This window comes from Mesorhizobium sp. ZC-5, assembly GCF_025753855.1.
In the GTDB taxonomy this organism is placed as follows: domain Bacteria; phylum Pseudomonadota; class Alphaproteobacteria; order Rhizobiales; family Rhizobiaceae; genus Neomesorhizobium.
Map to the genome: position 1 here is coordinate 64,232 of NZ_JAOWPT010000003.1, position 23,075 is coordinate 87,306.

Annotated in this window: 27 protein-coding genes and 1 pseudogene; 27 read left to right on the forward strand and 1 reads right to left on the reverse strand. The window is 65.0% G+C overall.

Annotated elements, in window-relative coordinates; translation table 11 throughout:
* Nucleotides 1–150 precede the first annotated feature (150 nt).
* Complete coding sequence (locus OHD58_RS08835; protein WP_263802838.1) at nucleotides 151–861, reverse strand: SMI1/KNR4 family protein; 711 nt, start codon at nucleotides 859–861, stop codon at nucleotides 151–153.
* A 653-nt stretch (nucleotides 862–1,514) separates the two neighbouring features.
* Between OHD58_RS08835 and OHD58_RS08840 the strand changes: the two genes are divergently transcribed.
* The 27 genes and pseudogenes from OHD58_RS08840 to OHD58_RS08970 all read left to right on the forward strand — a co-directional run bounded on the left by OHD58_RS08840 (nucleotide 1,515) and on the right by OHD58_RS08970 (nucleotide 23,058).
* A complete protein-coding gene (locus tag OHD58_RS08840) occupies nucleotides 1,515–2,117 on the forward strand; it encodes a hypothetical protein (protein ID WP_263802839.1) in 603 nt (200 codons plus the stop codon).
* Nucleotides 2,011–3,360 carry a DNA-packaging protein gene (locus OHD58_RS08845; protein WP_263802840.1) on the forward strand — a complete coding sequence of 450 codons (1,350 nt, stop codon included), beginning with the start codon at nucleotides 2,011–2,013 and terminating at the stop codon, nucleotides 3,358–3,360. Before OHD58_RS08840 ends, OHD58_RS08845 begins: the two co-directional genes overlap by 107 nt.
* Before the next feature lie 145 nt (nucleotides 3,361–3,505).
* Entirely contained in the window at nucleotides 3,506–3,850 is a 345-nt protein-coding gene (locus OHD58_RS08850; protein ID WP_263802841.1) for a DUF6107 family protein, read from the forward strand.
* Complete coding sequence (locus OHD58_RS08855) at nucleotides 3,840–4,538, forward strand: HK97 family phage prohead protease (RefSeq protein ID WP_263802842.1); 699 nt, start codon at nucleotides 3,840–3,842, stop codon at nucleotides 4,536–4,538. The genes OHD58_RS08850 and OHD58_RS08855 overlap by 11 nt, the downstream gene beginning before the upstream one ends.
* The gene (locus tag OHD58_RS08860) at nucleotides 4,535–5,791 is read left to right on the forward strand and encodes a phage major capsid protein (protein ID WP_263802843.1); all 1,257 of its coding nucleotides are present in this window, start codon (nucleotides 4,535–4,537) and stop codon (nucleotides 5,789–5,791) included. Before OHD58_RS08855 ends, OHD58_RS08860 begins: the two co-directional genes overlap by 4 nt.
* A 271-nt stretch (nucleotides 5,792–6,062) precedes the next feature.
* A complete protein-coding gene (locus OHD58_RS08865; RefSeq protein WP_263802844.1) occupies nucleotides 6,063–6,632 on the forward strand; it encodes a head-tail connector protein in 570 nt (189 codons plus the stop codon).
* Nucleotides 6,632–6,964 (forward strand): phage head closure protein, encoded by a 333-nt coding sequence (locus tag OHD58_RS08870; protein WP_263802845.1) that lies wholly within the window; start codon nucleotides 6,632–6,634, stop codon nucleotides 6,962–6,964. The genes OHD58_RS08865 and OHD58_RS08870 overlap by 1 nt, the downstream gene beginning before the upstream one ends.
* A gap of 113 nt (nucleotides 6,965–7,077) precedes the next feature.
* A complete protein-coding gene (locus OHD58_RS08875) occupies nucleotides 7,078–7,272 on the forward strand; it encodes a hypothetical protein (RefSeq protein WP_263802846.1) in 195 nt (64 codons plus the stop codon).
* On the forward strand, nucleotides 7,253–7,669 hold the full coding sequence (locus OHD58_RS08880) for a DUF3168 domain-containing protein (protein ID WP_263802847.1): 417 nt from the start codon (nucleotides 7,253–7,255) through the stop codon (nucleotides 7,667–7,669). The genes OHD58_RS08875 and OHD58_RS08880 overlap by 20 nt, the downstream gene beginning before the upstream one ends.
* Nucleotides 7,670–7,780: 111 nt before the next feature.
* Nucleotides 7,781–8,197 (forward strand): phage major tail protein, TP901-1 family, encoded by a 417-nt coding sequence (locus OHD58_RS08885; RefSeq protein ID WP_263802848.1) that lies wholly within the window; start codon nucleotides 7,781–7,783, stop codon nucleotides 8,195–8,197.
* Nucleotides 8,194–8,538, forward strand: coding sequence for a gene transfer agent family protein (locus tag OHD58_RS08890; protein ID WP_263802849.1), 345 nt, complete (start codon nucleotides 8,194–8,196; stop codon nucleotides 8,536–8,538). Before OHD58_RS08885 ends, OHD58_RS08890 begins: the two co-directional genes overlap by 4 nt.
* Before the next feature lie 44 nt (nucleotides 8,539–8,582).
* Nucleotides 8,583–8,768 carry a phage tail assembly chaperone gene (locus OHD58_RS08895; protein ID WP_412177186.1) on the forward strand — a complete coding sequence of 62 codons (186 nt, stop codon included), beginning with the start codon at nucleotides 8,583–8,585 and terminating at the stop codon, nucleotides 8,766–8,768.
* Complete coding sequence (locus tag OHD58_RS08900; RefSeq protein WP_263802851.1) at nucleotides 8,761–9,369, forward strand: phage tail tape measure protein; 609 nt, start codon at nucleotides 8,761–8,763, stop codon at nucleotides 9,367–9,369. The genes OHD58_RS08895 and OHD58_RS08900 overlap by 8 nt, the downstream gene beginning before the upstream one ends.
* Before the next feature lie 156 nt (nucleotides 9,370–9,525).
* Nucleotides 9,526–10,176: a DUF2460 domain-containing protein gene (locus OHD58_RS08905; protein WP_263802852.1), complete on the forward strand. Its 651-nt coding sequence runs from the start codon at nucleotides 9,526–9,528 to the stop codon at nucleotides 10,174–10,176.
* Complete coding sequence (locus OHD58_RS08910) at nucleotides 10,173–11,063, forward strand: DUF2163 domain-containing protein (RefSeq protein ID WP_263802853.1); 891 nt, start codon at nucleotides 10,173–10,175, stop codon at nucleotides 11,061–11,063. The genes OHD58_RS08905 and OHD58_RS08910 overlap by 4 nt, the downstream gene beginning before the upstream one ends.
* Before the next feature lie 74 nt (nucleotides 11,064–11,137).
* Complete coding sequence (locus OHD58_RS08915; protein WP_263802854.1) at nucleotides 11,138–11,659, forward strand: NlpC/P60 family protein; 522 nt, start codon at nucleotides 11,138–11,140, stop codon at nucleotides 11,657–11,659.
* Nucleotides 11,660–12,719: 1,060 nt separating this feature from the next.
* Nucleotides 12,720–13,911 (forward strand): annotated as a pseudogene (locus OHD58_RS08920) (glycoside hydrolase TIM-barrel-like domain-containing protein).
* Between the two features lie 98 nt (nucleotides 13,912–14,009).
* Nucleotides 14,010–15,563, forward strand: a complete 1,554-nt coding sequence (locus OHD58_RS08925; protein WP_263803572.1) for a phage tail protein — start codon at nucleotides 14,010–14,012, stop codon at nucleotides 15,561–15,563.
* A gap of 29 nt (nucleotides 15,564–15,592) precedes the next feature.
* A complete protein-coding gene (locus tag OHD58_RS08930; RefSeq protein ID WP_263802855.1) occupies nucleotides 15,593–15,808 on the forward strand; it encodes a hypothetical protein in 216 nt (71 codons plus the stop codon).
* Between the two features lie 137 nt (nucleotides 15,809–15,945).
* The gene (locus OHD58_RS08935; protein ID WP_263802856.1) at nucleotides 15,946–16,245 is read left to right on the forward strand and encodes a hypothetical protein; all 300 of its coding nucleotides are present in this window, start codon (nucleotides 15,946–15,948) and stop codon (nucleotides 16,243–16,245) included.
* 72 nt (nucleotides 16,246–16,317) lie between these two features.
* Nucleotides 16,318–16,983: a response regulator transcription factor gene (locus tag OHD58_RS08940; RefSeq protein WP_263802857.1), complete on the forward strand. Its 666-nt coding sequence runs from the start codon at nucleotides 16,318–16,320 to the stop codon at nucleotides 16,981–16,983.
* 43 nt (nucleotides 16,984–17,026) lie between these two features.
* Nucleotides 17,027–18,403: an ATP-binding protein gene (locus OHD58_RS08945; RefSeq protein WP_263802858.1), complete on the forward strand. Its 1,377-nt coding sequence runs from the start codon at nucleotides 17,027–17,029 to the stop codon at nucleotides 18,401–18,403.
* A 111-nt stretch (nucleotides 18,404–18,514) separates the two neighbouring features.
* Nucleotides 18,515–18,955, forward strand: a complete 441-nt coding sequence (locus OHD58_RS08950) for a hypothetical protein (RefSeq protein WP_263802859.1) — start codon at nucleotides 18,515–18,517, stop codon at nucleotides 18,953–18,955.
* 85 nt (nucleotides 18,956–19,040) lie between these two features.
* Nucleotides 19,041–20,168, forward strand: a complete 1,128-nt coding sequence (gene ccmI, locus OHD58_RS08955) for a c-type cytochrome biogenesis protein CcmI (protein ID WP_263802860.1) — start codon at nucleotides 19,041–19,043, stop codon at nucleotides 20,166–20,168.
* Nucleotides 20,169–20,171: 3 nt separating this feature from the next.
* Nucleotides 20,172–20,612: a cytochrome c maturation protein CcmE gene (gene ccmE, locus OHD58_RS08960; RefSeq protein WP_263802861.1), complete on the forward strand. Its 441-nt coding sequence runs from the start codon at nucleotides 20,172–20,174 to the stop codon at nucleotides 20,610–20,612.
* On the forward strand, nucleotides 20,612–22,588 hold the full coding sequence (locus OHD58_RS08965; protein WP_263803573.1) for a heme lyase CcmF/NrfE family subunit: 1,977 nt from the start codon (nucleotides 20,612–20,614) through the stop codon (nucleotides 22,586–22,588). The genes ccmE and OHD58_RS08965 overlap by 1 nt, the downstream gene beginning before the upstream one ends.
* 32 nt (nucleotides 22,589–22,620) lie before the next feature.
* Nucleotides 22,621–23,058: a cytochrome c-type biogenesis protein gene (locus OHD58_RS08970; RefSeq protein ID WP_263803574.1), complete on the forward strand. Its 438-nt coding sequence runs from the start codon at nucleotides 22,621–22,623 to the stop codon at nucleotides 23,056–23,058.
* The last annotated feature ends 17 nt before the right edge of the window (nucleotides 23,059–23,075 follow it).

Consider the following 23,075-nt stretch of genomic DNA (forward strand, 5'->3'; position numbering starts at 1 on the left):
CCGCTTGCCGACTGTCCGCTGCCAGTTTATCCAACATGAAGGCGGACACACGACCACGGATGCCAAGGTCTGGAATTGGCCCGAAGCTGAACTAGCGGGCGCAGTCGCGGCTGCTACACTTGCACGCAAGTCGAGCGGGTGATGCTGCACTCATAGGAAGGGGCCAGGTGCGCCCAGAAGGATGCGCGCCCCTTCGTGGAAGTGGTTTGATGGCGGGGCCTTCAATCGAAACCGACGCAGCACGCGTTCTTCTGGTTCCACTTCCAACCTGAAATTGCCGCTCTCCAGCAAGTCGGCGATCCAATGGAGGAACTGACCGAGAGATTGCGCGAGCACCGCCTTCATATCTTCGTCGCGACCATAGATAATGACTTGGCCTAAGCGTCCGCCAGGCCAAGGATCGAAATCGAGACCTATATGATTGCCAGAGCCGTCTCCGGTTAGCGGTATCCAGCGCGGGTTGATGTAAGATGGGTCTACCGCTCCTTGCGGCCACCCTGCCCCCGGAATTTCGTAGCGATTGCCGCCAAAGCTGGCGAGCACTTCATTCCACGACGTCCATTGCAACCGGGCCTGGTGCAGCGACAACAGCGGAAGGCCATAAATGTGGCCCCACCGGTCATCCTCTTCACCATCATGCCATCGGTACAGCTGTCGGTAGGCCCGCGGCATCTTGAGGCCAATTAGTTGCTCGAACGCATCTAGTTGCGCGTCCGTGGCCGGCGGATTCAACACATAATCGTCTGGCGGCAGGTGGGCCGCATACCAGGCGTCGAGGCGCGCAAGCACCGGTGCAATATCTTCCTCCAGCAACGGCTTCGCCTCTCCCGGTGGCCGCTCGGGACGGCTGTTCTCGCCCATGGCGGATTGCCTCGTGATTTGCTGCCTGGCGCACCTGGCAGGAAGCAATCCCGCAAGGATCAGAACTCCGAGGAGGGAGCCACCGATCAGCAGCCTACGCCTGGTCGGATCCACTACCAAAGACCTAGGCGCAGCCGGTCAACGCTTCGCACGCTTCAATGGCGTGGTAGATCTCCGTGTGGATCCACGATTTGCCGCCTCGATCAGTCCTTTTCGTCATCGTCAGCCACCATCCAGATTAGTGAGATTTGTGCACGTGGGCTCATCCGTGGCAACCTCTAGCACACACTCACCAGTATCCGCTTCTGCCGCAAAGGAGCCACCTCGGCTAGCTGCAGGGATGTCCGCTTCTGGACGGCGGCCACAATAACTTCAACGACCGCCATGGGGCGCAAAGCGGTCGGTTGCGCCTCGACTGGCGTAGGTGAGCAAGGGTCAGGGTTGGCCGTCGGGAGTTTGGTCGCCGCTTGCCAAATACCCAGGGGGTCAAAAATTCTTTGCACGAAATAGGAATTTATTCTTGACACCGTGACGGTGCTCTGGTAGGTTATCGCTATCGTCGGAAAAGTGTGGGTGGCGAAGCCCACGGCTTCCGAAGGCGATACCGGAATGCTCCGGGCAAAACTCTCCCGAACCAACCATACAGGACGAAAATGCCAGCACCGATCCCGCCGGAACGGTGGGCGGCCGTGCGCGCGATCGCCGAAGGCGCGCCGCCGACCCAGCAGACCATCGCCACTGTCATGGGTGTACACCTGACCACCGTCGCCAAACGTTATGCCGATGAGAACTGGCAGGTGCTCGATTTCCGCCGCGCCGACATCGCCGCTGCCTACAAGGAATTATGGGACCGGCTGATCGGCCGTTTCCTGACCGGCGCCGAGCCTGTGGCCTACGATCCCGCGCCGGAGGACCAGGCGGTGGAGACGGCACTTGCCGCCGTCGACGACGTGCCGGCGGGGGAGTTGGCGGCGCGCATGGTGGATCTTGCCGCCCGCAGCGCCGCCCGCATCCTGGTGCGGGCCGAGGCGCGCGGCGGCGTGTTGAGCAAGGGCGACGCGGATGCGTTGAGCTCGATCGCCAAACTCTCCGAACGGATGGAGACCGTTGCCGGCAAGCATGCGGCCAAGCAGGAAGAAAAGAGCGACAATGAACTCGCCACACTCCTCGGACGCATCGACGACCGGATCGTGGAACTCGCCCGAGCCTTTGCAGAGCGGCTGGTCGCGGGAGAACGTGCCGCCGAACTGGGCTGAACCGGTTTGCGGCGAATGGTTTGGAAGCGCGCGACCGCTGCAATATCCGTTGCTGTTCGAACGACCGGTGAGCTGGTTCGTCAGCGGCGGGCGCGGCGCCGGCAAGACCCGGCTCGGCGCCGAATGGGTGAACGGGCTGGTGCACGGATTCTCGCCCTTCACCGAGCCGCGCAGGAAATACGGCCACATCGCCCTGGTCGGCGAGACGCTGGGCGACGTGCGCGAAGTGATGGTGGAGGGCGTCTCGGGAATCCTGGCGATCTCGCGGCGCGGACGGCCGTGCCTCCAGACGGGCCGGCGCAGGCTGGTGTGGGACAACGGCGCGGTGGCGCAGTTCTTCTCCTCCGAAGATCCCGAGAGCCTGCGGGGACCGCAGTTCGATGCCGCCTGGTGTGACGAGGCAGCGAAGTGGAAGAACGCCGAAGCCTGCTTCGACATGCTGCAGTTTGGACTGAGGCTCGGCGAAAGGCCGCGGCAGCTGGTCACCTCGACGCCGAAACCGACGCCGCTGATCAAGCGGCTGATGGCCGACCCGGATTTCGTCAAGACGCGGATGCGGACGGCCGACAATGCGGCGAACCTGGCACGCGGCTTCCTGAAGGCGGTTCGCAGCCGCTATGGCGGCACGCGGCTCGGCAGGCAGGAGCTTGACGGCGAGCTGATCGAGGATCGCGAGGACGCCCTGTGGTCGCGGGACATGATCGAGGAGGTCCAGACGGCACGGCCTGCCGAACTGCGCAGGATCGTGGTGGCGGTCGACCCGCCGGCGAGTTCGCTGAAGACGTCGGACGCCTGCGGCATCGTCGCCGCCGGACTGGACCGGGACGGCACCGCGATCGTGCTGGCCGACGCGACCATCCGGGCCGCCCGACCGCAGGAATGGGCGAATGCGGCGGTCGGCCTGTTCCATCGGCTCGAGGCGGATTGCCTGGTCGTCGAAATCAACCAGGGCGGCGACATGGTGGGCGCGGTGATCGCCACCGTCGACCCAGAGGTGCCGGTCAAGCCGGTGCGGGCGCGGCGTGGGAAATGGCTGCGGGCCGAACCGGTCGCAGCGCTTTATGAGCAGCGAAAAGTCCGCCACGCGGCGCGGTTCCCCGAACTGGAAGACGAAATGTGCGATTTCGGGCCGAACGGCCTGTCCAACGGGCGCTCGCCGGACCGGGTCGACGCACTGGTGTGGGCGATTACGGAACTTTTGCCGAAGTCGGCGGCGAGGCCGAGAATACGGGATTTTGGGTGAAGGAGCAGGGGAGTGGGCAGTAGGCAGTAGGCAATAGGGATTTCGGCTGTGGCCTCCTGCCCGGAACTCCGCGCTCCTGCCGCTCTATCTCCCCGACTGCCTACTGCCTATTCCCTACTGCCTCCCTTATCCGGGAACCAAACCCATGACCGATTTCAACGAAGCCGCCTGGCTGTGGGCGGCGCGGGGTGCTGGCGCAGTTGCCGGTTCGGCGGTGTCGCTGGCCTACATCCTGCCCAGCGGGCGCCGCGAGGCAGCACTTCGCTTCGCCGCCGGCGTGGTCTGCGGCCTCGTCTTCGGCGGCACGGCCGGACTGAAGATCGCGACGGAACTCGGCATCGCCGAAACGATCGGCAGCTTCGAACTGATGCTGATGGGATCGGCCGCGGCCAGCCTGTGCACCTGGTGGGCGCTCGGTCTCCTGGCGCGGGCTTTTGAACGGGGACGGTGGGCATGGTCGAAGAGTCGAAGGAAAAGCGATGAACGCTGACTGGATCACCCGCCTGTGCGAGAGGAAATTCGTCGGGCTTGTCGTCGATGAACTGGAGCCCAACGGCTCCTTCTCGGGTTATGCGAGCCTTTTCGGTCGCGTCGACCTGGGACGCGACGTGGTCGAACGCGGCGCGTTCGCGAAATCGCTGAGGACGCGGGGTGCGGCCGGCGTGCGCATGCTGTTCCAGCACGACCCGCGCGAACCGATCGGCACCTGGACGGAACTGCGGGAAGACGCGCGCGGGCTGTTCGTGCGCGGCAGGCTGACCGAGGGCGTCAGCCGCTCGAAGGAAGTTTTGAACCTGATCCGCGGCGGCGCGCTCGACGGGCTGTCGATCGGCTTTCGCGCCATCAGGGCGAAGAACGACGGCGCCAGCGGCGTGCGTCGGATTCTCGAGGCGGATCTCTGGGAAATCTCGGTGGTGACGTTTCCAATGCTGCCGGACGCCCGCGTCGAGCGGATCAAGGGCTTCGGGCGCGGACGTCCGCTGCCGACGACACGCGAATTCGAACGCTGGCTCACGCGGGATGCTGGGCTGACACGCGGCGACGCCAGGGCGGTGATCGCCAAGGGGTTCGCCAACCTCGTCCGCGAGCGGGATGCCGCAAGGAATACGCCGGGCGGCATCGTCGAGATGATCCGCGCGGCGACACGCATGATCAACGGAAAGGATAGTCTTCGATGACCAGTGACCTGCAGGCGCCGGCGCCTGAAACCAAGGCGATCGGCAGTTTCGACCTGCCCGACGCCTTCGACGAATTCATGAACTCGTTCGAGGCGTTCAAGGACGCCAACAATGAGCGGCTGGCGCAGATCGAAAAGCGCATGACCGCCGACGTGGTGACCACCGACAAGGTCGAGCGCATCTCGCGCGTGCTCGACGAACAGAAGCGGGCGCTCGACACGATGGCGCTAAGCAAGGCCCGCCCGGTGCTCGGCCGCGAAACGCGTTCCGGCGTGCTCGACACCGAACACAAGCAGGCCTTCGACGCTTATGTGCGCAACGGCGACGACCGGCTGCTGCGTTCACTCGACACCAAGGCGATGTCGTACGGTTCGGGCCAGGACGGCGGTTATCTGGTGCCAGACGAAACCGAGGCCGAGATCGGCAAGCGGCTCGCCGCACTGTCGCCGATCCGCTCCATCGCGTCGGTGCGGCAGGTGTCCGCGGCGGTGCTGAAGAAGCCGTTCGCGATCACCGGGCCGGCGGTGGGCTGGGTAGGCGAAACGGCGGCGCGGCCGCAGACGGCGAGCTCGACGCTGGCCGAGCTGCAGTTTCCGACGATGGAACTCTACGCCATGCCGGCGGCGACGGCCTCGCTGCTGGAAGACAGCGTCGTCGATCTCGACCAGTGGATTTCGGGCGAGGTCGAGGCGGCGTTCGCCGAACAGGAGGGTGCTGCCTTCGTCAGTGGCGACGGCACCAACAAGCCGCACGGTTTCCTCGATTACACGATGGTGGCGGAAGCCAGCTGGAGCTGGGGCAATCTCGGTTATGTCGCGACCGGCGTTGCCGGCGCGCTGCCGGCGAGCAATCCGTCCGACGTGCTGATCGACACGGTCTACGCGCTGAAGGCGGGATACCGGCAGAACGCCAGCTGGGTGATGAACCGCAAGACGCAGGCCGCGATCCGCAAGCTCAAGGACGCCGACGGGAACTATCTGTGGCAGCCGCCGGCGGCAGCCGGCCAGCGGGCCATGCTGATGGGCTTTGCGCTGGTGGAGGCTGAGGACATGCCGGACGCGGCAACCGATGGGACGCCGATCGCATTCGGCGATTTCTCGCGCGGCTACCTGGTCGTCGACCGGACCGGGGTGCGCGTCTTGCGCGATCCGTATTCCGCCAAGCCCTACGTGCTGTTCTACACGACCAAGCGCGTCGGCGGCGGGGTGCAGGACTTCGACGCGATCAAGCTGTTGAAATACGGCGTGAGCTGACGGTTCGTCCGAAAGCCTACTCCGGCGGCCATCTGGCGCGGTTTTCTCCGCTTCCGGTGCTCACGGACTTGTATGTCCGCTGCGCTCCGGTTCTCGAAAACCACACCATATGACTCGCCGGAGCGGCTTTCGAAACGAACCTTGGCTTTCTTCTGCGAGGTCAGCACCGCCCCTCATCTGCCTGCCGGCATCTTCTCCCCGTGAACGGGGAGAAGATGATGCTTCGCCGGCGAAGCATTTCCCTTGAAAATCAAACAATTCAGGACGTTTCATGACTCTGTTTCGCACCGTGGAGCCCGGCGCCGAGCCGGTAACGCTGGTCGAGGTGAAGGAGCATCTGCGCCTCGGCCACGCCAGCGAGGACGGGCTGCTTACCGGCCTGATCCGGGCGGCACGCGAGGAGGTGGAGCGCGCCACCGGCATTGCGCTGATCGACCAGAGCTGGCGGCTGGCGCTCGATCGCTGGCCGCGCAGCGGCACGATATATCTCGCCCGTCATCCGGTGCGGAGCGTGATTTCCGTCACTGCCTATGGTGCGGACGGCGGCGCGTCGCTGGTGCCGCCGTCGACTTACCAGGTCGACGTGCTGGCGCGTCCGGCGCGTCTTCATTTCGAGGATACGCCGGCGCCGCTGCGGCGGATGAACGGCATCGAGATCGACTTTCAGGCCGGCTACGGCGAGGCGGGGACGGACGTTCCCGACACGCTGAAGCGGGCCATCCTTGTGCTGACCGCGCATTGGTACGACCTGCGCGGTGCCTTCGGTCCGGAAAGCCAGCCGGCCTCCTATCCCGCCGGCTACGAGCGACTGATCGCGGGATACAAGGCAAGGAAGCTCTGATGCGCTCGCTCATCCTCGATGCGGGATCGCTGCGGCACGAACTCGTCCTGCAATCCGCAACGCCGCTGCCCGACGGGCTCGGCGGTCATGCGGAAAGCTGGAGCGAGGTCGGCTCACTGTTCGGCCTGATCGAGCCGCTGGCAGCCAACAGCGTCGTCAGCGCCGACCAGACACTGGAGACCATCACGCACCGCATCACCATCCGCAGGCGCGACGGGGTCCGCAGCGGTATGCGTTTCGTCAAGGGAACGCGGGTGTTCGCCATCGTAACCGTCCACGATCCGGACGAGACGGGCCGCTACCTGGTCTGTCGGGCGAAGGAAGAACAGTAGGGAGTAGGGAGTAGGGAGTAGGGAGTAGGGAGTAGGGAGTAGGGAGTAGGGGACTGGCCTCACCACCCGACATCTGAGGTACCCACTGCTACTGGCTCATTCCGGAGGATTGCATGAATCTCGCTATGCGACTGACGCTCGACGGGCTTGTCAGGGCACTGAAATACAAGGCGGGCGATCTGGCGGAAACCGCGCAACGGCGATACCCTTCGCAAGGGGATGATGCCGTCGCGATGGCTTCAATGCGGTTGGTTCGCGAGCGGCGGCAGGTATCTGGGGGAGATTGCTATGACAGCTGCGGCCGCTGAACTGCAGAAGGCGATCTTCTCGTCGCTGTCGAGCGACGCGGCGCTGGTGGCGATGCTGGGCGGCGCCCGCATCTTCGACCAGGCGCCGGCCAATGTCGCCTTTCCCTACATCACCTTCGGGCGCACCAGCATCTACGACTGGAGCACCGGCACCGAAAGCGGCACCGAACAGCTGTTCACCCTGCATGTCTGGTCGAAGATGAAGGGCAAGAAGGAAACGCTCGACATCATGGAGCTGGTGCGCAAGCGGCTCAACGATGTCGCGCTGCCGCTCGACGGCCACCACCTGGTCAACCTGCGTGTCGAATTCACCGAAGCGCGCCACGACGACAACCTTTCCGTCCATCACGGGCTGGTGAGGTTCCGGGCAGTGACGGAAGAAGAGAGTAGTGAGTAGTGAACAGGGAGTAGGAAAAGCCGCAGTACGGAATTTCCGTTCACTACTCACTACTCACTACTCACTACTCACTACTTCACTAATCCCATCCCTCATTTCAGGAGACGGCCAATGGTCGCACAGAAGGGCAAGGACCTTCTGCTCAAGATCGATTCCAACGGTCTGGGCAGCTTCGTGACTGTCGCAGGGCTGCGGTCGAAGCGGATTGCGTTCAACAGCGAGACGGTCGACATCACCGACGCGGATTCGGCCGGGCGCTGGCGTGAACTGCTGGCCGGAAGCGGCGTGCAGCGCGCGGCGGTCGGCGGCTCGGGCATTTTCAAGGACGCCCAGTCGGACACGGCGATCCGTTCGCGCTTCTTCGCCGGCGAGATCGTCGACTGGCAGTTTGTGGTGCCGAGTTTCGGCGTCGTCGAAGGCGCGTTCCAGGTTACGGCGCTCGAATACACCGGCGCGCATGACGGCGAGGTGACGTTCGAGATCGCGCTGGAATCTGCGGGACCGGTCAGCTTCGCGGTGGCGCCATGATCGCCAACCGCCGCCGCGGCGAGATCGCGGCCGAATTCGACGGCAAGCCGTACCGGCTCTGCCTGACGCTCGGGGCGTTGGCGGAACTGGAGGCGGTCTACGCCGCCGACGATCTCGGCGCGCTGGTCGAGCGCTTCTCGCGCGGCAGGCTGTCGGCGCTCGACATCATCCGGGTGATCGGCGCCGGCCTGCGCGGCGGCGGCAGCGCCATTTCCGATGACGAGGTGGGCGCGATGCAGTCGGCCAATGGGGCTGCCGGCTTCGCGGCCACCGTGGCGGAACTGCTGGCGGCCACGTTCGGCGCCGCTGAGCAGGCGGAGACGCCGCCAAAAAACCCTTGAAAGCCGCAGCAGGAGCAGCCCAAGCGTTCCCGTGGAACGATGTGATGGCGACGGGGCTCGGTCTGCTGCGGCTTTCGCCTGATACTTTCTGGTCGATGACGCCGCGCGAGTTCGAGCGTGCGGCAAGCACGTTGCCGTTTCGAGCCAGCATCCCGCCGGGGCGCGACGCACTTCTCGAGATGATGAAAACCTACCCGGACAGAGCACCCGAGGAACAACAGCATGGTTGAAGATCCGTGGCAGAGGATGGGGGACGTCGATCCCTGGGATGGATTGCGCAAGACGAAGTCGGATCTTCAGCCCCTGAGCGAAACGCTGAAATCGCTCGAGCAGCTCTCAAAATCCTTCGGTGCGCAGCTGACCTTTTCGCTGAAGAGCGCCGTGGTGCATGGGCGCGAGCTGGAAGACGTGCTGCGCAGCCTCGGCACCAACCTCGCCGGCATGGCGCTGAGCCAAGGCCTGGCGCCGCTGCAGGCGCTGACCGGTTCGCTGTTTTCGAAGCTGTTCAGCGGGCTTTCCGGCATCCTGCCTTTCGCCAAGGGGGGCGTGCCGGGACATGTCGTGCCGTTTGCCAGCGGCGGCATCGTGTCGACGCCGAGCTTCTTTCCGATGGGGTGCAATATCGGCCTGATGGGCGAGGCCGGCGCCGAGGCGATCCTTCCGCTCCAGCGGTCGGCCGACGGACGGCTTGGTGTCGCGGCCGCGGGCGGCGGATCGGTCAATGTCGTCTTCAACGTGACCGCCCAGGATGCGGGTTCATTCCGCAAGTCCGAAGCGCAGATCACAGGCATGCTGGCGCGGGCGGTCTCGCGCGGCACGCGGACTTTTTGAGGCCGTCGGGAAACTCTACTCCGGTGGCCATCTGACGCGGTTTTCTCCGCTTCCGGTGCTCACGGACCTCAATGTCCGCTCCGCTCCGGTTCTCGAAAACCACGCCAGCTGACTCACCGGAGCGACTTTCGCAACGGCCTCGAACAAGGCTCAACGATGGCTGACTTTACAAGTTTTCACGACGTGCTTTTTCCCGCCGCGATCTCGTTCGGCGCGACCGGCGGATCGGAGCGGCGCAACGAAATCGTGCTGATGACGTCAGGGCGCGAGCGCCGCAACGCGCGGTTCTTCGATTCGCGCCGCCATTATGACGCCGGCACCGGGGTGCGCTCGCTGGAAGATCTCCATGACGTGCTTGCCTTCTTCGAGGCACGGCGCGGCTCGTTGCATGCGTTCCGTTTTCGAGACCCTTTCGACATGAAGTCGTGCAGGCCGAACCAGACGGTGTCGCCGCTTGACCAGGATATCGGTGTCGGCGACGGGGCGACCGCGCGCTTCGTCCTGACCAAGAACTACGGTTCCGGCAACGATACATACCGGCGGAGCATCCTGAAGCCGGTTGCGGCGACGGTGCGGGTCGCCGTCGACACGGTGGAACGAACGAACCCGGCGGGTTTCACGATCGATCTGGAGACCGGCGAATTGGTTTTCCCGCCGGGCGGCGTGCCGGCGGCGGGCATGGCAATCACGGCGGGATTCGAGTTCGACGTTCCCGTGCGCTTCGACACCGAGCGCATCGAGGTCAGCCTGACCGGGTTCAAGGCCGGCCAGATCCCCTCGATCCCTCTCGTCGAGGTGCAGCCATGAGCGTCTATCCCGAAGCGATGGCCGAACATCTCGCCGGCACCGTTACCACGCTTTGCCATTGCTGGCGGCTGATGCGGAAGGACGGCTTGGCCGCCGGCTACACCGATCATGACCGGCAGTTGGAAATCGACGGCGTCGTGTTCGAGCCGGAGTCGGGTTTCAGCGCCAGCGAGGCGCGCGACACGTTGGGACTGGCGACTGACACCGTCGATGTCGAGGGCGCCTTGTCGTCGCTCGACATCCGCGAAGAGGATATTGCCGCCGGCCACTACGACGGCGCAATGGTCGAGACGTTGTTGGTCAATTGGATGCAGCCGTCGCAATTCGCGCGGCTGAGGACAGCCACCATCGGCAAGATCACCCGCAGCGACCAGCGCTTCGTCGCCGAACTGGAGAGTCTGGCGCATTCACTGGATATAGTACGCGGCCGCCATGTGCGGCGCGGTTGCGATGCCGAACTCGGCGACCAGCGCTGCGGCTTCCTGCTTTCGCAGGCCGGTTTCTATGGGGCGGGGACGGTCGCATCGGTGCCGGGCGCTGGGGTGATTGCTGTTTCGGGTCTCGGCGGTTTCGACAGCGGCTGGTTCTCGCATGGCGTGCTGACCTGGCAATCCGGGCCTGATGCAGGCCGGCAGGTGCGGATCGTCAGCCATCAGCGAAAGGGCGCTGAGGTGACCATTTCGTTCTGGCAGGAAAATGCGCTCGACCCGCAGACGGGCGATGCGTTTACTGTCGTCGCGGGCTGCGACAAGATTTTTGCGACATGCAAGGCGAAGTTTGCCAATGCTGCGAATTTTCGCGGATTTCCGCATCTGCCGGGCAATGATGCAGGCTACGCCTACGTGACCGACGGCGGCCGGTTCGATGGCGGGGCGTTGGTGTCGTAAGGCAGTAGGCAGTCGGCAGTAGGCAGTAGGCAGTAGGCAGTAGGCAGTAGGCAGAGGCTTCGAAGGAGATGTGGATGGAGAAAATTTCTCACGACCACCCGACGAACTCGACTGCCGACTGCCGACTGCCGACTGCCTTACCGGCACGCGACGATCCGCATGACGAGACGGCGGCGCTGATCGTCACGGCGGCGAGAGAATGGATAGGCACGCCCTATCGCCATCAGGGCTCGAAGCAGGGCGTCGGCTGCGACTGCCTCGGCCTGGTGCGGGGGATCTGGCGGGCGGTCTATGGCGGCGAGGCGGAACGGCCGGCGGCCTACGCGGCGGACTGGGCGGAAGCCGGCGGCGAAGACCTGTTCCTCGCTGCCGCACGGCGCCATTGCCGCGAGAAGCCGATCGGCGAGCGGATACCCGGCGACCTGCTGCTGTTCCGGTGGCGTCCGCATCTGCCCGCCAAGCACGCCGGTATTCTCGTTGAGAACGGCTGCTTCATCCATGCCTATCAGGGGCACTGCGTGACCGTCTCGTCGCTGGTGCCGCAATGGCGGCGGAGGATCGCGGCGGTCTTTTGCTTCCCCACCCCGAACAATTGAGGCGGCCCGCATGGCAACCATCATCCTGCAGGCCGCCGGCGCGTTTCTTGGCGGCTTTCTCGGGCCGGTCGGCACCGCGGTCGGGACCGCCGCGGGCGCCATGGCCGGCTATGCCATCGACCGGGCGCTGATCGACGGCACGCGGCGCCACGAAGGGCCGAGGCTCACCGGTGCGCGGCCGTTCACCGCGGAAGAGGGGACCGCGCTGCCGCGCGTCTACGGCACCGCGCGGATTGGCGGCACGCTGATCTGGGCGACACGCTTCGAGGAGGACAGGACCACCAAGCGCCAGGGCTCCAAGGGAGGGCCTAAGGTGACGGAATACAGCTACTTCGCCAACGCGGCGTTTGCGCTGTGCGAGGGAAGGATCGCCGGCATCCGCCGCATCTGGGCGGACGGCAAGGAACTCGACCGCGAAACTGTGGAGATCCGCATTTATTACGGGTCGGAAGACCAGACTCCCGATCCTCTGATCGAGGCGAAGCAGGGTGCCGGCAACGCGCCGGCCTATCGCGGCACCGCCTATGTCGTCTTCGACAGGCTGCCGATCGGCGACTACGGCAACCGTATCCCGCAGTTGCAGTTCGAAGTGCTGCGTCCGGTTGGCGAGGTGGCGCAAGGCATTCGGGCCGTGGCCCTCATCCCCGGCTCGACCGAATTCGGACTGTCTCCGCACCTCGTCACCCGCGAGATATCGGCGGGCGACACGCAGGCGCTGAACCGGCACGTGCTGCATGCGGCGACCGATCTCGCGGCGTCGCTCGACGAGCTTCAGGCGCTGTGCCCGAATCTCGAACATGTGGCGCTGGTCGTAGCGTGGTTTGGCAACGATCTGCGCGCCGGGCATTGCGCGATCCGGCCGGCGGTGACCGATCGTCTGGTTTCCGGGCTGTCGCAGGAATGGAAGGTTTCAGGGTTGACGCGGACGACGGCGCCGCTGGTTTCGAGCCATGGCGGCGGTGCTGCCTATGGCGGATCGCCATCGGATCGCTCGGTGATCGACGCGATCGCCGAGATCAAGTCACGCGGTCTCAAGGTGACGCTCTATCCCTTTGTCATGATGGATATTCCGGCGGGCAACGCGCTGCCCGACCCCTATGGCGGCCTGGCCCAGGCTGCCTATCCGTGGCGCGGACGGGTCACCTGCCACCCGGCGACATTGCAGCCAGGCTCAGCCGACAAGACAGCCGCTGCGCGGACGCAGGTCGCTAACTTCTGTGGCGCCGCGCAACCGGGCGATGTCGTGGCCGAGGCGGGCACGATCCCCTTCCATGGCGATCCCGACGATTGGGGCTATCGCCGTTTCGTGCTGCATTTCGCCAGGCTGGCGGCCGCCGCGGGCGGTGTCGACGCCTTCCTGGTAGGTTCCGAACTGCGCGGGCTGACGACCTTGCAGGACGAGGAGAATGCTTTCCCGTTCGTCGAGCAATTGTGCGGCTTGGCAGCGGACATACGCACGATCCTGGGGCCGGACACCAAGATCACCTACGGCGCCGACTGGAGCGAATATTTCGGCCATCATCCCGCGGACGGCAGCGGTGACGTCTTCTTCCATCTCGACGCGTTCTGGTCGCATGCCGCGGTCGATGCGGTCGGCATCGACAATTACATGCCGTTGTCGGACTGGCGCGACCAGGATTATGCCGGCGGCAACCCGGACAACTTTGCCGGGCCATATGATCCGGAAAGGTTGCGGTACTCGATCGCGAGCGGCGAGGGGTTCGACTGGTATTATCCGACAGACGCGGCGCGGATTGCGCGGGAGCGCGCGCCGATCACCGACGGCGCTTATGGCAAGCCGTGGATCTACCGCTACAAGGACATCGCCGGCTGGTGGTCGAACCTGCATCATGACCGCATCGCGGGTGTCGAGGCGGCGGAGTCGACGGGTGCCGCGGTCGAAGCCGGTGTGGTTCACCGAACTCGGTTGCCCGGCCGTCGACAAGGGACCGAACCAGCCGAACGTCTTTCCCGATCCAAAATCGGCCGAGAGCGCCGTGCCTTATTTTTCCAACGGCGGACGCTCAGATCTCGCGGTGCAGCGGCTGCTGGCGGCGCACCGGCAGCATTGGGACCCGGCGAGCCCGCAATTCGTGCCGGACGCGAATCCGATCTCGCCGGTCTATGGCGGACGCATGGTGGACCGCAGCGGATCTATGCCTGGGCCTGGGATGCGCGGCCGTTTCCGGTATTTCCGGCGAGCGGCGGCATCTGGCGGGACGGGGACAACTGGCGGCTGGGGCATTGGCTGAACGGCCGCCTGAGCGGCATCGGCTGCGGCGACCTGATCAACGCGGTGCTGGCCGATCATGGCCTGCCGGTGGCCGAAATCGGCAACGTCGACGGCACCATGCATGGCTATGTCGTTTCCGATCCCGCGTCGGCGCGTGCAGCACTCGAGCCGGTGATCGATCTTTTCGGGATCGCCGTTTGCGAGATCGGCGGAGGACTGAGCTTCCGCCGCGAAATTGCGGGGAACATGCCGTCGGCCGCGGTCACCGAACTGGTGGTCGAAGGCAGGCAGCCGGTCATCGAAATCTCGCGCGTGCCCGATCACCAGTTGCCGACCGAAGCGATCCTGGGCTTCCGCGATCCATTCGCGGACTACCAGGCCGGGTCGGCACGCAAATTGAGGCAAGGAACATCTGCCCACCGGCAGGAGACGATCGGGTTTCCCGGCGTGCTGGAGGCTGGTGAGGCGGCCGCACTCCTGGACGACTGGATGCGGAGGACTTGGTCGCGGCGCGAAAGCGTTTCGTTTGCGGTGCCGGCGCCCGAAGCTGGCGTCGAGCCCGGGGCGATCATCCGTCTCCCGGCCATCGGCGCGTCGGAATTCCTCGTCACCGAAATCGAGGACGGGCTGACGCGAAAGGTTTCGGCGCGGCAGGTGTCGAGGTCGGCACCCGTACCCGCCGACGGCAGGCTGCCGGTAGTCAACCCGCCGCCCTTGACGATCGCCGGGCGGCCGCTGAGCCTGTTTCTCGATCTGCCGATGGCGCCTGGCGCAAGCCAGCCGCACCAGCAGTTTCGCGTTGCTGTGTGGAACCGAGCCTGGCGCAGCCAAATGGTATTCGCTTCGCCCGAGGATAGCGGGTTCGTCCAGCGGGCGTCGGTCGGCGTGGCGGCGACGATCGGCCGGCTCGTCGATCCGCTTGGAGCCGGTTTCGAAGGGCGCATCGACCGCACGGGAACCATCACCGTGAAGCTGTTCGACGGGGAACTGGCAAGCGTCAGCCAGCTGCAATTGCTCAACGGCGCCAATGTCGCGGCGATACGATCGGCGATCGGCGTCTGGGAGCTGGTCCAGTTCGAGACCGTCGAGGAATATGCGCCGGGTGAGTGGTCGCTGACCGGGCTGCTGCGACGGCAGCTCGGCACGACGGACGCGATGGCTGCGGGTGCCGCGGCCGGCGCCGATTTCGTGCTGATCGACGAGGCGGTGCGCGCCGCAGGCCTGCTGCCGGGGGAATGCGGGCTGGCGATGAACTGGCGGGTGGGGCGGGCCGGCCATGATTTCTCGGCGGCCAATTTCGTGCAGCGAACGGAGACGGGCGGCATTCGCTCCAGCCTACCGCTGGCGCCGGCACATCTCAGGGGCAGGCTGTCGGCGGCCGGCGACCTTGCGATCGAATGGAAAAGGCGCGGCCGCATCGACGCCGACAGCTGGCAAGGCCTCGACATTCCGCTCGGCGAGGAAACCGAAACCTACCGGATCGAGATCGCGACCGTTGACGGCATCCCAGTCAGGACGGCGACGGCGGCGACGCCGCACTGGATCTATGCCGCAGCGCAGATCGCCGCCGATCTTTCACCCATTCCGCCCGAGATCGACGTCGCCGTTTCGCAGCTGAGCGCAACCGCCGGCTGGGGCCTGCCCGCAAGGCGGCGGCTCTCGCTCGTCTGACCGTTTCAACTCCAACAAGGTAGACAAAAATGACGGAAACAAAACCCTGGTATCTTTCGCGCACCATCTGGGCATCGCTGATCACCGTCGCGACGGCGTTGGCCGGTATCCTGGGATTGCCGGTCGAAGGGCTGGACAATTCCGCTTTGACCGATACGCTGCTGCAGGCGGTCGCGGCGGTCGCGGCGGTTGCCGGGCTGGTGGCCATTCTCGGCAGGCTTTCGGCCAAAAACCGCATCGGCTGAGCAGGGGATTTTTTGCGATGTTCCGCGACCCTTTTTTGGACTTTGTTGAAGCGGCGGGAGCCCAAAGTTTGACTGTATGCCGTCCCGCTAATCTACTGTTCATTTAACGTTCAGAAGCGATCCGCTAGAAGATCGCCATGAAAGGATTTCGCTCAGTGCTTCGATCTTCGCTCATCGCCCTCTCCGGATTGGCCTTGCTAGCCTCGCAAGCCGGCGCGGTGCCTGCCGTCCGCGTGGAGGCCGAAAGCCCGGTCATTCCGGTGCAGAGCGACTGCTATGCGATCGGTGAGCAGGTCGCGGCGCAAAATGGCGGCACGCTGGCCAGGGCGTCGCCGTCCACCCAGGGCGGCCAGCCGGTCTGCGTCATCGTCGTGCTGGTTCCCGGCAAGGACGGCGAGCGGCCGCGCCGCGTGCAGATGGTCGTGCCGCAGGGGTGATGATGCGGTTTTCCATCGCGCCGGTTTTCGCCTATATCTCCGATCAATCTTTGCCAGCTTGAATGTGATTCCATGCGGATACTCGTCGTCGAGGATGACAAGGACCTGAACCGTCAGATCTCGGATTCGCTCGCCGATGCCGGTTATGTCGTCGACCGTGCCCATGATGGCGAGGAGGGGCACTTTCTCGGCGATACTGAACCGTACGACGCGGTGGTGCTCGACATCGGCCTGCCGCAGATGGACGGCATCAGCGTGGTCGAGCGGTGGCGGCGCGCCGGCCGCAAGATGCCGGTGCTGATCCTGACCGCGCGCGACCGCTGGAGCGACAAGGTGTCGGGCATCGACGCCGGTGCCGACGACTATGTGACAAAGCCGTTCCACATCGAGGAAGTTCTGGCGCGGGTGCGGGCGCTGATCCGCCGCGCCGCCGGTCACGCGTCCTCCGAACTCTCCTGCGGGCCGCTGCGCCTCGATACGAAGGCGTCGAAAGCCGACGTCAACGGCGTGCCGCTGAAGCTCACCTCGCATGAATTTCGCCTGCTTGCCTATCTGATGCATCACATGGGCGAGGTGGTGTCGCGCACCGAACTGGTCGAACATCTCTACGATCAGGACTTCGACCGCGATTCCAACACCATCGAGGTGTTCGTTGGCCGGCTGCGCAAGAAGATGGGCATCGACATGATCGAGACCGTGCGCGGCATGGGCTATCGCATGCGCGAGCCGGCGGCGTGAGGCGGGAGCCCGCGCCAAACGATCTTTTTCGCCAGGCGCCGGCGTGACACTTGTTCCGCGCTCGCTGGCTCTGCGCATCATTGCGCTGTCGACGATCTGGGCGATCATCACGCTCATCATCATCACCCTCATCATCAGCACGGTCTACCGGCAAGCCAGCGAACGCGGCTTCAACAGCCTGCTTTCGGCGCATCTTTTCAACCTGATCAGCTCCGTCGGCGTCTCCGACAACGGCGCCCTGACAGGCAGCGTCGACCTCGGCGACCTGCGCTTCTCCGAACCTGATTCCGGCTGGTACTGGTCGGTGGAGCCTGTTTCAGGCGGGCTGACCGGCCAGTTGCGCTCGCTGTCGATGACCGAAGCGCTGCCGTCGCCGACGGCCGCCGAGGCGCCGTTCGATTTCGAATTCCAGCGCAGCTACAGGATGGACGGCATTGCGGGCGAGGAATTGCAGGTGTTCGAGAGCGAGTTCGTTCTCGACGCGCAAAACCGTGTTGCCCGTTTCCGGGTGATGGGCAACAGGACCGAACTGGAGAACGAGATCGGGGCGTTCCAGGGGCGGCTTTTCACCTATCTCTCGATCTTCGGCGTCGGTATGGTTGCGATTAACGCCATCGCCATCATGCTCGGCCTGCGTCCGCTGGGCAGAGTGCGGGAGGCCCTGTCGAAGGTGCGCGAAGGCACGGCGAAGCGGCTTGACGGCACGTTCCCCGCCGAGATCGAGCCGCTCGCCAACGAGACCAATGCGCTGATCGAGAACAACAAGCGCATCGTCGAACGGTCACGCACCCAGGTCGGCAATCTGGCGCACTCGCTGAAAACGCCGCTCGCCGTGCTGCTCAACGAGGCCCGCATCATCGGCGGCGATAAGGGCAGGCTGATCGAGACGCAGGCCTCGGCCATGCAGCAGCAGCTCGAACATTATCTGCAGCGCGCCCGCATCGCCGCGCAGCGCGACAGCGTCGTTTACCGCACGCCGCTTTCGCCATCGCTGAAGCGCATGGTGCGGGTGATGGAGAAGCTGAACCCGAACACGAAGGTGACGCTCGACCTGCCGGCGGAGGAAATATTGTTCGCCGGCGAGCGCGAAGATTTCGAGGAAATCGTCGGCAATCTTCTCGAAAACGCCATGAAATGGGGGCGCAGCGGGGTTCTCGTCTCGGCGAGAGCGATCGAAGGACCAGACCCCGGTTCCGGTATGTTCGAACTGGCGATCGAGGACGACGGACCCGGGATTCCGGCCGACAAGGCTCGCGACGCGCTTCAGCGCGGCAAGCGGCTGGACGAGACGAAGCCGGGAACCGGCCTCGGCCTGGCGATCGTTTCCGACCTCGTCAACGAATATGGTGGAAAATTGGGACTGGAACGCTCGACTCTCGGCGGATTGAAAGCGACTGTCCAACTCAGCACGGCGCATTGATGCTTTCGCCGAAAGAACGGGTGTGACAGAGGTCAAATTTCGGCCAAATATGAACCTTATGCGGACGCCAACCATTGATTTGGCTGATTGCGCCAACACCCCGGGGACAAGATGAAGAATTATTTGGCTTTTTTGGCCTGCATGCTGGCGCTGGCCGGGTGCGCGTCGAAAGGCGAGAAGCCCGCGATCGGCACGGCGGCGGGGACCGCCGCCAGCAGTCAACCCAGTTCCGGTGAAGTGGCAGCCGCGATCATCAGCGCCATGGACGGGGGCCTTGTCGGCGGCGACATAGGCGCCGACCTCAGCAGGGGTGAGCGCCGCATCGCGCTTGAAGCTGAATACAAGGCGCTGGAATATACTCCCGGCGGCCAGAAGGTGACCTGGGGCGACAAATCTGGCCGCTACGGCGAAGTCGTTGCCGCCTCGCCCTATCGCGTCGGCTCGCAGGATTGCCGCCAGTACGCGCATACAGTCTATGCCGGCGGACAACCCAAAAGGGCGCGCGGAACCGCCTGCCGCAACGCCAATGGCAGCTGGACGCTTCTGACGTAGCGTACCGCATGATGCCGGAAAGGTTACCGGTTCTCGTCAATTGGCCGCATTGGCATGGCTATGCTCCGGCGGCTAATGAGGTTCCATGCTGTTCTGGGTCGTTGCCGCGCTTCTGACTTTGGCCGCCTGCCTGGCGGTGCTGCTGCCGCTGGTGCGCCGCCCATCGGTCGCGGATTCCGGCGGGAGTCACGATCTTGAAGTCTATCGCGACCAACTCGGCGAGGTCGAACGGGACGCTTCGCGCGGACTGATCGGCGCCGTCGAGGCCGAGCAGGCGCGCGCCGAGATAGGCCGCCGCATCCTGCGGGTGGGAACTCCCGAAGTAGTGCCAGCGTCGCCGCCGCCGGCGATGCGCGCCGCCGGCATGGCCGCGGTGCTGGCCGTGCCATTGGTCGCCTGGGGCCTTTACGCCTTCCTCGGCTCGCCCGACCTGCCGTCGCAGCCGCTGCAGGAGCGGCTGGCGAAAAATCCGGCCGACAGCAGCGTCGATGAGCTGGTGGCGCGGGCCGAGGCCTTCCTTTCCGCCAATCCGAAGGACGGCCGCGGCTGGGATGTGCTGGCGCCGATCTATCTCAGGATCGGCCGCGCGGGGGACGCTGTCATCGCCTACCGCAATACGATCGCGATCAATGGCGCGACGGCGGCACGCGAAAGCGGGCTTGGCGAGGCAATCGCCGTGGCCGCGGGCGGCATGGTTTCGGCGGAGGCGGAAGCTGCTTTCAAGCGGGCGCTGGCCCTCGAGGCCGGCAATGCCAAGGCGCACTTCTACCTGGCGAGTGCGCTGGTGCAGGAAGGCAAGCTCGACGAGGCGGCCAATGCCTGGCGGGCGATGCTTGGCGCGCTGCCGGCGGATTCGCCGTGGCGGTCGCCGACCGAGCAGGCGATAGCCGAAGCCGAACGCCGCATGACGGTTGCCGCTGGCGAGCCGAAAGGCCCGAGCCAGGACGAGATCGACGCGGCGGCGAACATGTCGGCGCAAGACCGTGCCGCGATGATCGAGACGATGGTCGCGCAGCTCGACGAAAGATTGCGGGCAAATCCGCAAGACGCGGAAGGATGGCGCAGGCTTGTGCGTTCACATCAGGTGCTCGGCAATGCCGATGCGGCGCGCGACGCGCTGCAGCGGGGTGTCGCGGCACTGGGAACCGAGAGTGAAGAAGCCAGGGGACTGCAGGCGTTCGGCGCCTCGCTCGGGCTAGCGAAAACGGAGTAGCCGGTGACGCGCAAACAGAAACGGCTGACGGTGATCGGTGGAGCGCTTGGCTTCCTCGGGCTGGCGACGGCGCTGACTTTTTATGCGCTCGGCCAGAAGGCCTCGTATTTCTACATGCCCGCCGACCTGCAGCAGGCGACGCTGCCGCCTGGCGAGCGCATCCGGCTTGGCGGACTGGTCGAGGAGGGCACGATCGTGCGCGGGCAGGGCACCGAAGTGGCGTTTTCGGTGACCGACAAGGAAAAATCGGTCAAGGTGGTGTTCAATGGCCTTCTGCCCGACCTTTTTCGCGAGGAGCAGGGCGTCATCACCGAAGGCACGTTCAGGCCGGACGGGGTTTTCGTCGCCGACAGCGTGCTGGCCAAGCACGACGAGACCTACATGCCGAAGGAAGTCGCAGACAGCCTGAAGGCCAAGGGCGTCTGGCAGGAGAGTACGCAATGATCGTCGAGACCGGCCATTTCGCGCTTGTGCTGGCTTTCGCGCTGGCGCTGGTCCAGTCGAGCGTACCGCTGGTCGGCGCACGTTTCGGCAACGAGCGCATGATGGCGGTCGGCGGCCCGGTCGCGATCACCGGCTTTGCCATGATCGCGCTGTCCTTCGCCGCGCTGACGATCGCCTATGTGCAGTCGGACTTTTCCGTCGCGAACGTCTGGGAGAACTCGCATTCCCTGAAGCCGATGCTGTTCAAGATCACCGGCACCTGGGGCAACCATGAAGGATCGATGCTGCTGTGGGTGCTGATCCTTACCTTCTTCGGCGCGCAGGTGGCCGCGTTCGGCGGCAACCTGCCGGCCTCGCTGCGCGCCAATGTGCTGGCGGTCCAGGGCTGGATCGGCGCCGCATTCATGCTGTTCATCCTGGCGACCTCCAATCCGTTCGCTCGATTGACGCCGGCGCCTTTCGAGGGTCGCGACCTCAATCCGATCCTGCAGGATATCGGCCTCGCCATCCATCCGCCGATGCTCTACCTCGGCTATGTCGGCTTTTCGGTCTGCTTCTCGTTTGCAGTCGCAGCGCTCATAGACGGACGCATCGACGCGGCATGGGCGCGCTGGGTGCGGCCATGGACGCTCGCCGCCTGGACATGCCTGACCGGCGGCATCGCCATGGGATCCTACTGGGCCTATTACGAACTCGGCTGGGGCGGCTTCTGGTTCTGGGATCCGGTCGAGAACGCCTCGTTCATGCCGTGGCTCGCCGGAACGGCGCTGCTGCACTCGGCTCTGGTGATGGAAAAACGCTCGGCGCTGAAGATCTGGACGTTGCTGCTTGCCATCCTGACCTTCTCGTTGTCGCTGCTCGGCACCTTCCTGGTTCGCTCGGGCGTGCTGACCTCGGTTCATGCCTTCGCCACCGATCCTAGTCGCGGCGTCTTCATCCTGGCGATCCTGACGGTCTTCATCGGCGGCTCGCTGGCGTTGTTTGCTTTCCGCGCCTCGTCGCTGAGCGCCGGCGGCATCTTCCAGCCGATTTCGCGCGAGGGCGCACTGGTCCTCAACAATCTGTTCCTGACCACGGCTGCCGCGACGGTGTTGATCGGCACGCTCTATCCACTGTTCATCGAGGCGGTGAGCGGCGACAAGATCTCGGTTGGTGCGCCGTTCTTCAACCTCACCTTCGGCCTGCTGATGATTCCACTGCTGGCGGTCGTGCCGTTCGGGCCGATGCTTGCCTGGAAGCGCGGCGATCTGCCGGGTGCCGCGCAGCGGCTGATGTTCGCCTTCGGCGGCGCCTTGCTGGCGGTGCTGGTCGTTCTGCTCTTCGTCGACGGGGCGACGGTGTTCGCGGCACTTGGGGCAGGGCTGGCCTTCTGGCTGATCCTTGGCGCCTTGACCGACATCGTGCTGAAGGCGGGTATTGCCTCGGTAAAACCGGCGGTGGCCCTGCGCCGTCTGGTCGGCCTGCCGCGTTCCGTTTTCGGAACGGCGCTGGCGCATCTCGGCCTCGGCCTGACGGTGCTCGGCATCGTCGGCGTCGTCTCGCTGGAGACGGAGAATATCGTCACCATGCGGCCCGGCGAGACGCTGCAGGTTTCCGGCTACACGCTGCGTTTCGAGGGCATCCAGCCTTTCAAGGGACCGAACTACACCGAGGATCAGGGCCGTTTTGTCCTTTCCGGAAGTGGCGGCCGGGCGCTCGGCGAGATCGTTTCGGCCAAGCGGTTCTATCCGGTGCGCCAGATGCCGACCACCGAGGCCGGCATAAAGACGCTGGGCCTCAGCCAGCTTTACATCGCGCTGGGCGACGCCACCGCCGATGGCGGCGTGGTCGTCCGCGTCTGGTGGAAGCCGATGGTCACGCTGATCTGGCTGGGCGGGCTGGTGATGATGATTGCCGGCGTAACGTCGCTCATGGACCGGCGGCTACGTGTCGGCGCGCCGGCCAAGCGAGCCAGACCAGGTTTGAGCGCGTCGTGAACGGGAAACGTTTCGCCATCCGCTTTGCCGCGATGCTTTTCGCCATCGTCGCGGCTGGCGTCGCCCATGCCGTGCAGCCGGACGAGGTGCTGGCCGATCCGGCGCTGGAGGCGCGTGCTCGCTCTCTTTCGGCGGAACTGCGCTGCATGGTCTGCCAGAACCAGTCGATCGACGATTCTGATGCCGAACTGGCGCGCGACCTCAGGGTGCTGGTGCGCGAACGGCTGACGGCGGGCGATACCGATGCACAAGTGATGGACTTTGTCGTCGCGCGCTACGGCGAGTTCGTGCTTTTGAAACCGCGGTTCAACACCCGCAACGCGCTGCTATGGGGCACGCCGATCATCCTGCTACTGGCCGGGGGCATTTTTGCCGTGGTTGCGGTGCGTTCGAGGAGGCGGACGGAGGCAAAACTGTCGGACGAGGAGAAGGCGGCGGTGGAGCGCATTTTGAGCGAAGCTCAAAAATAAGTCCGGACGCGCTATCT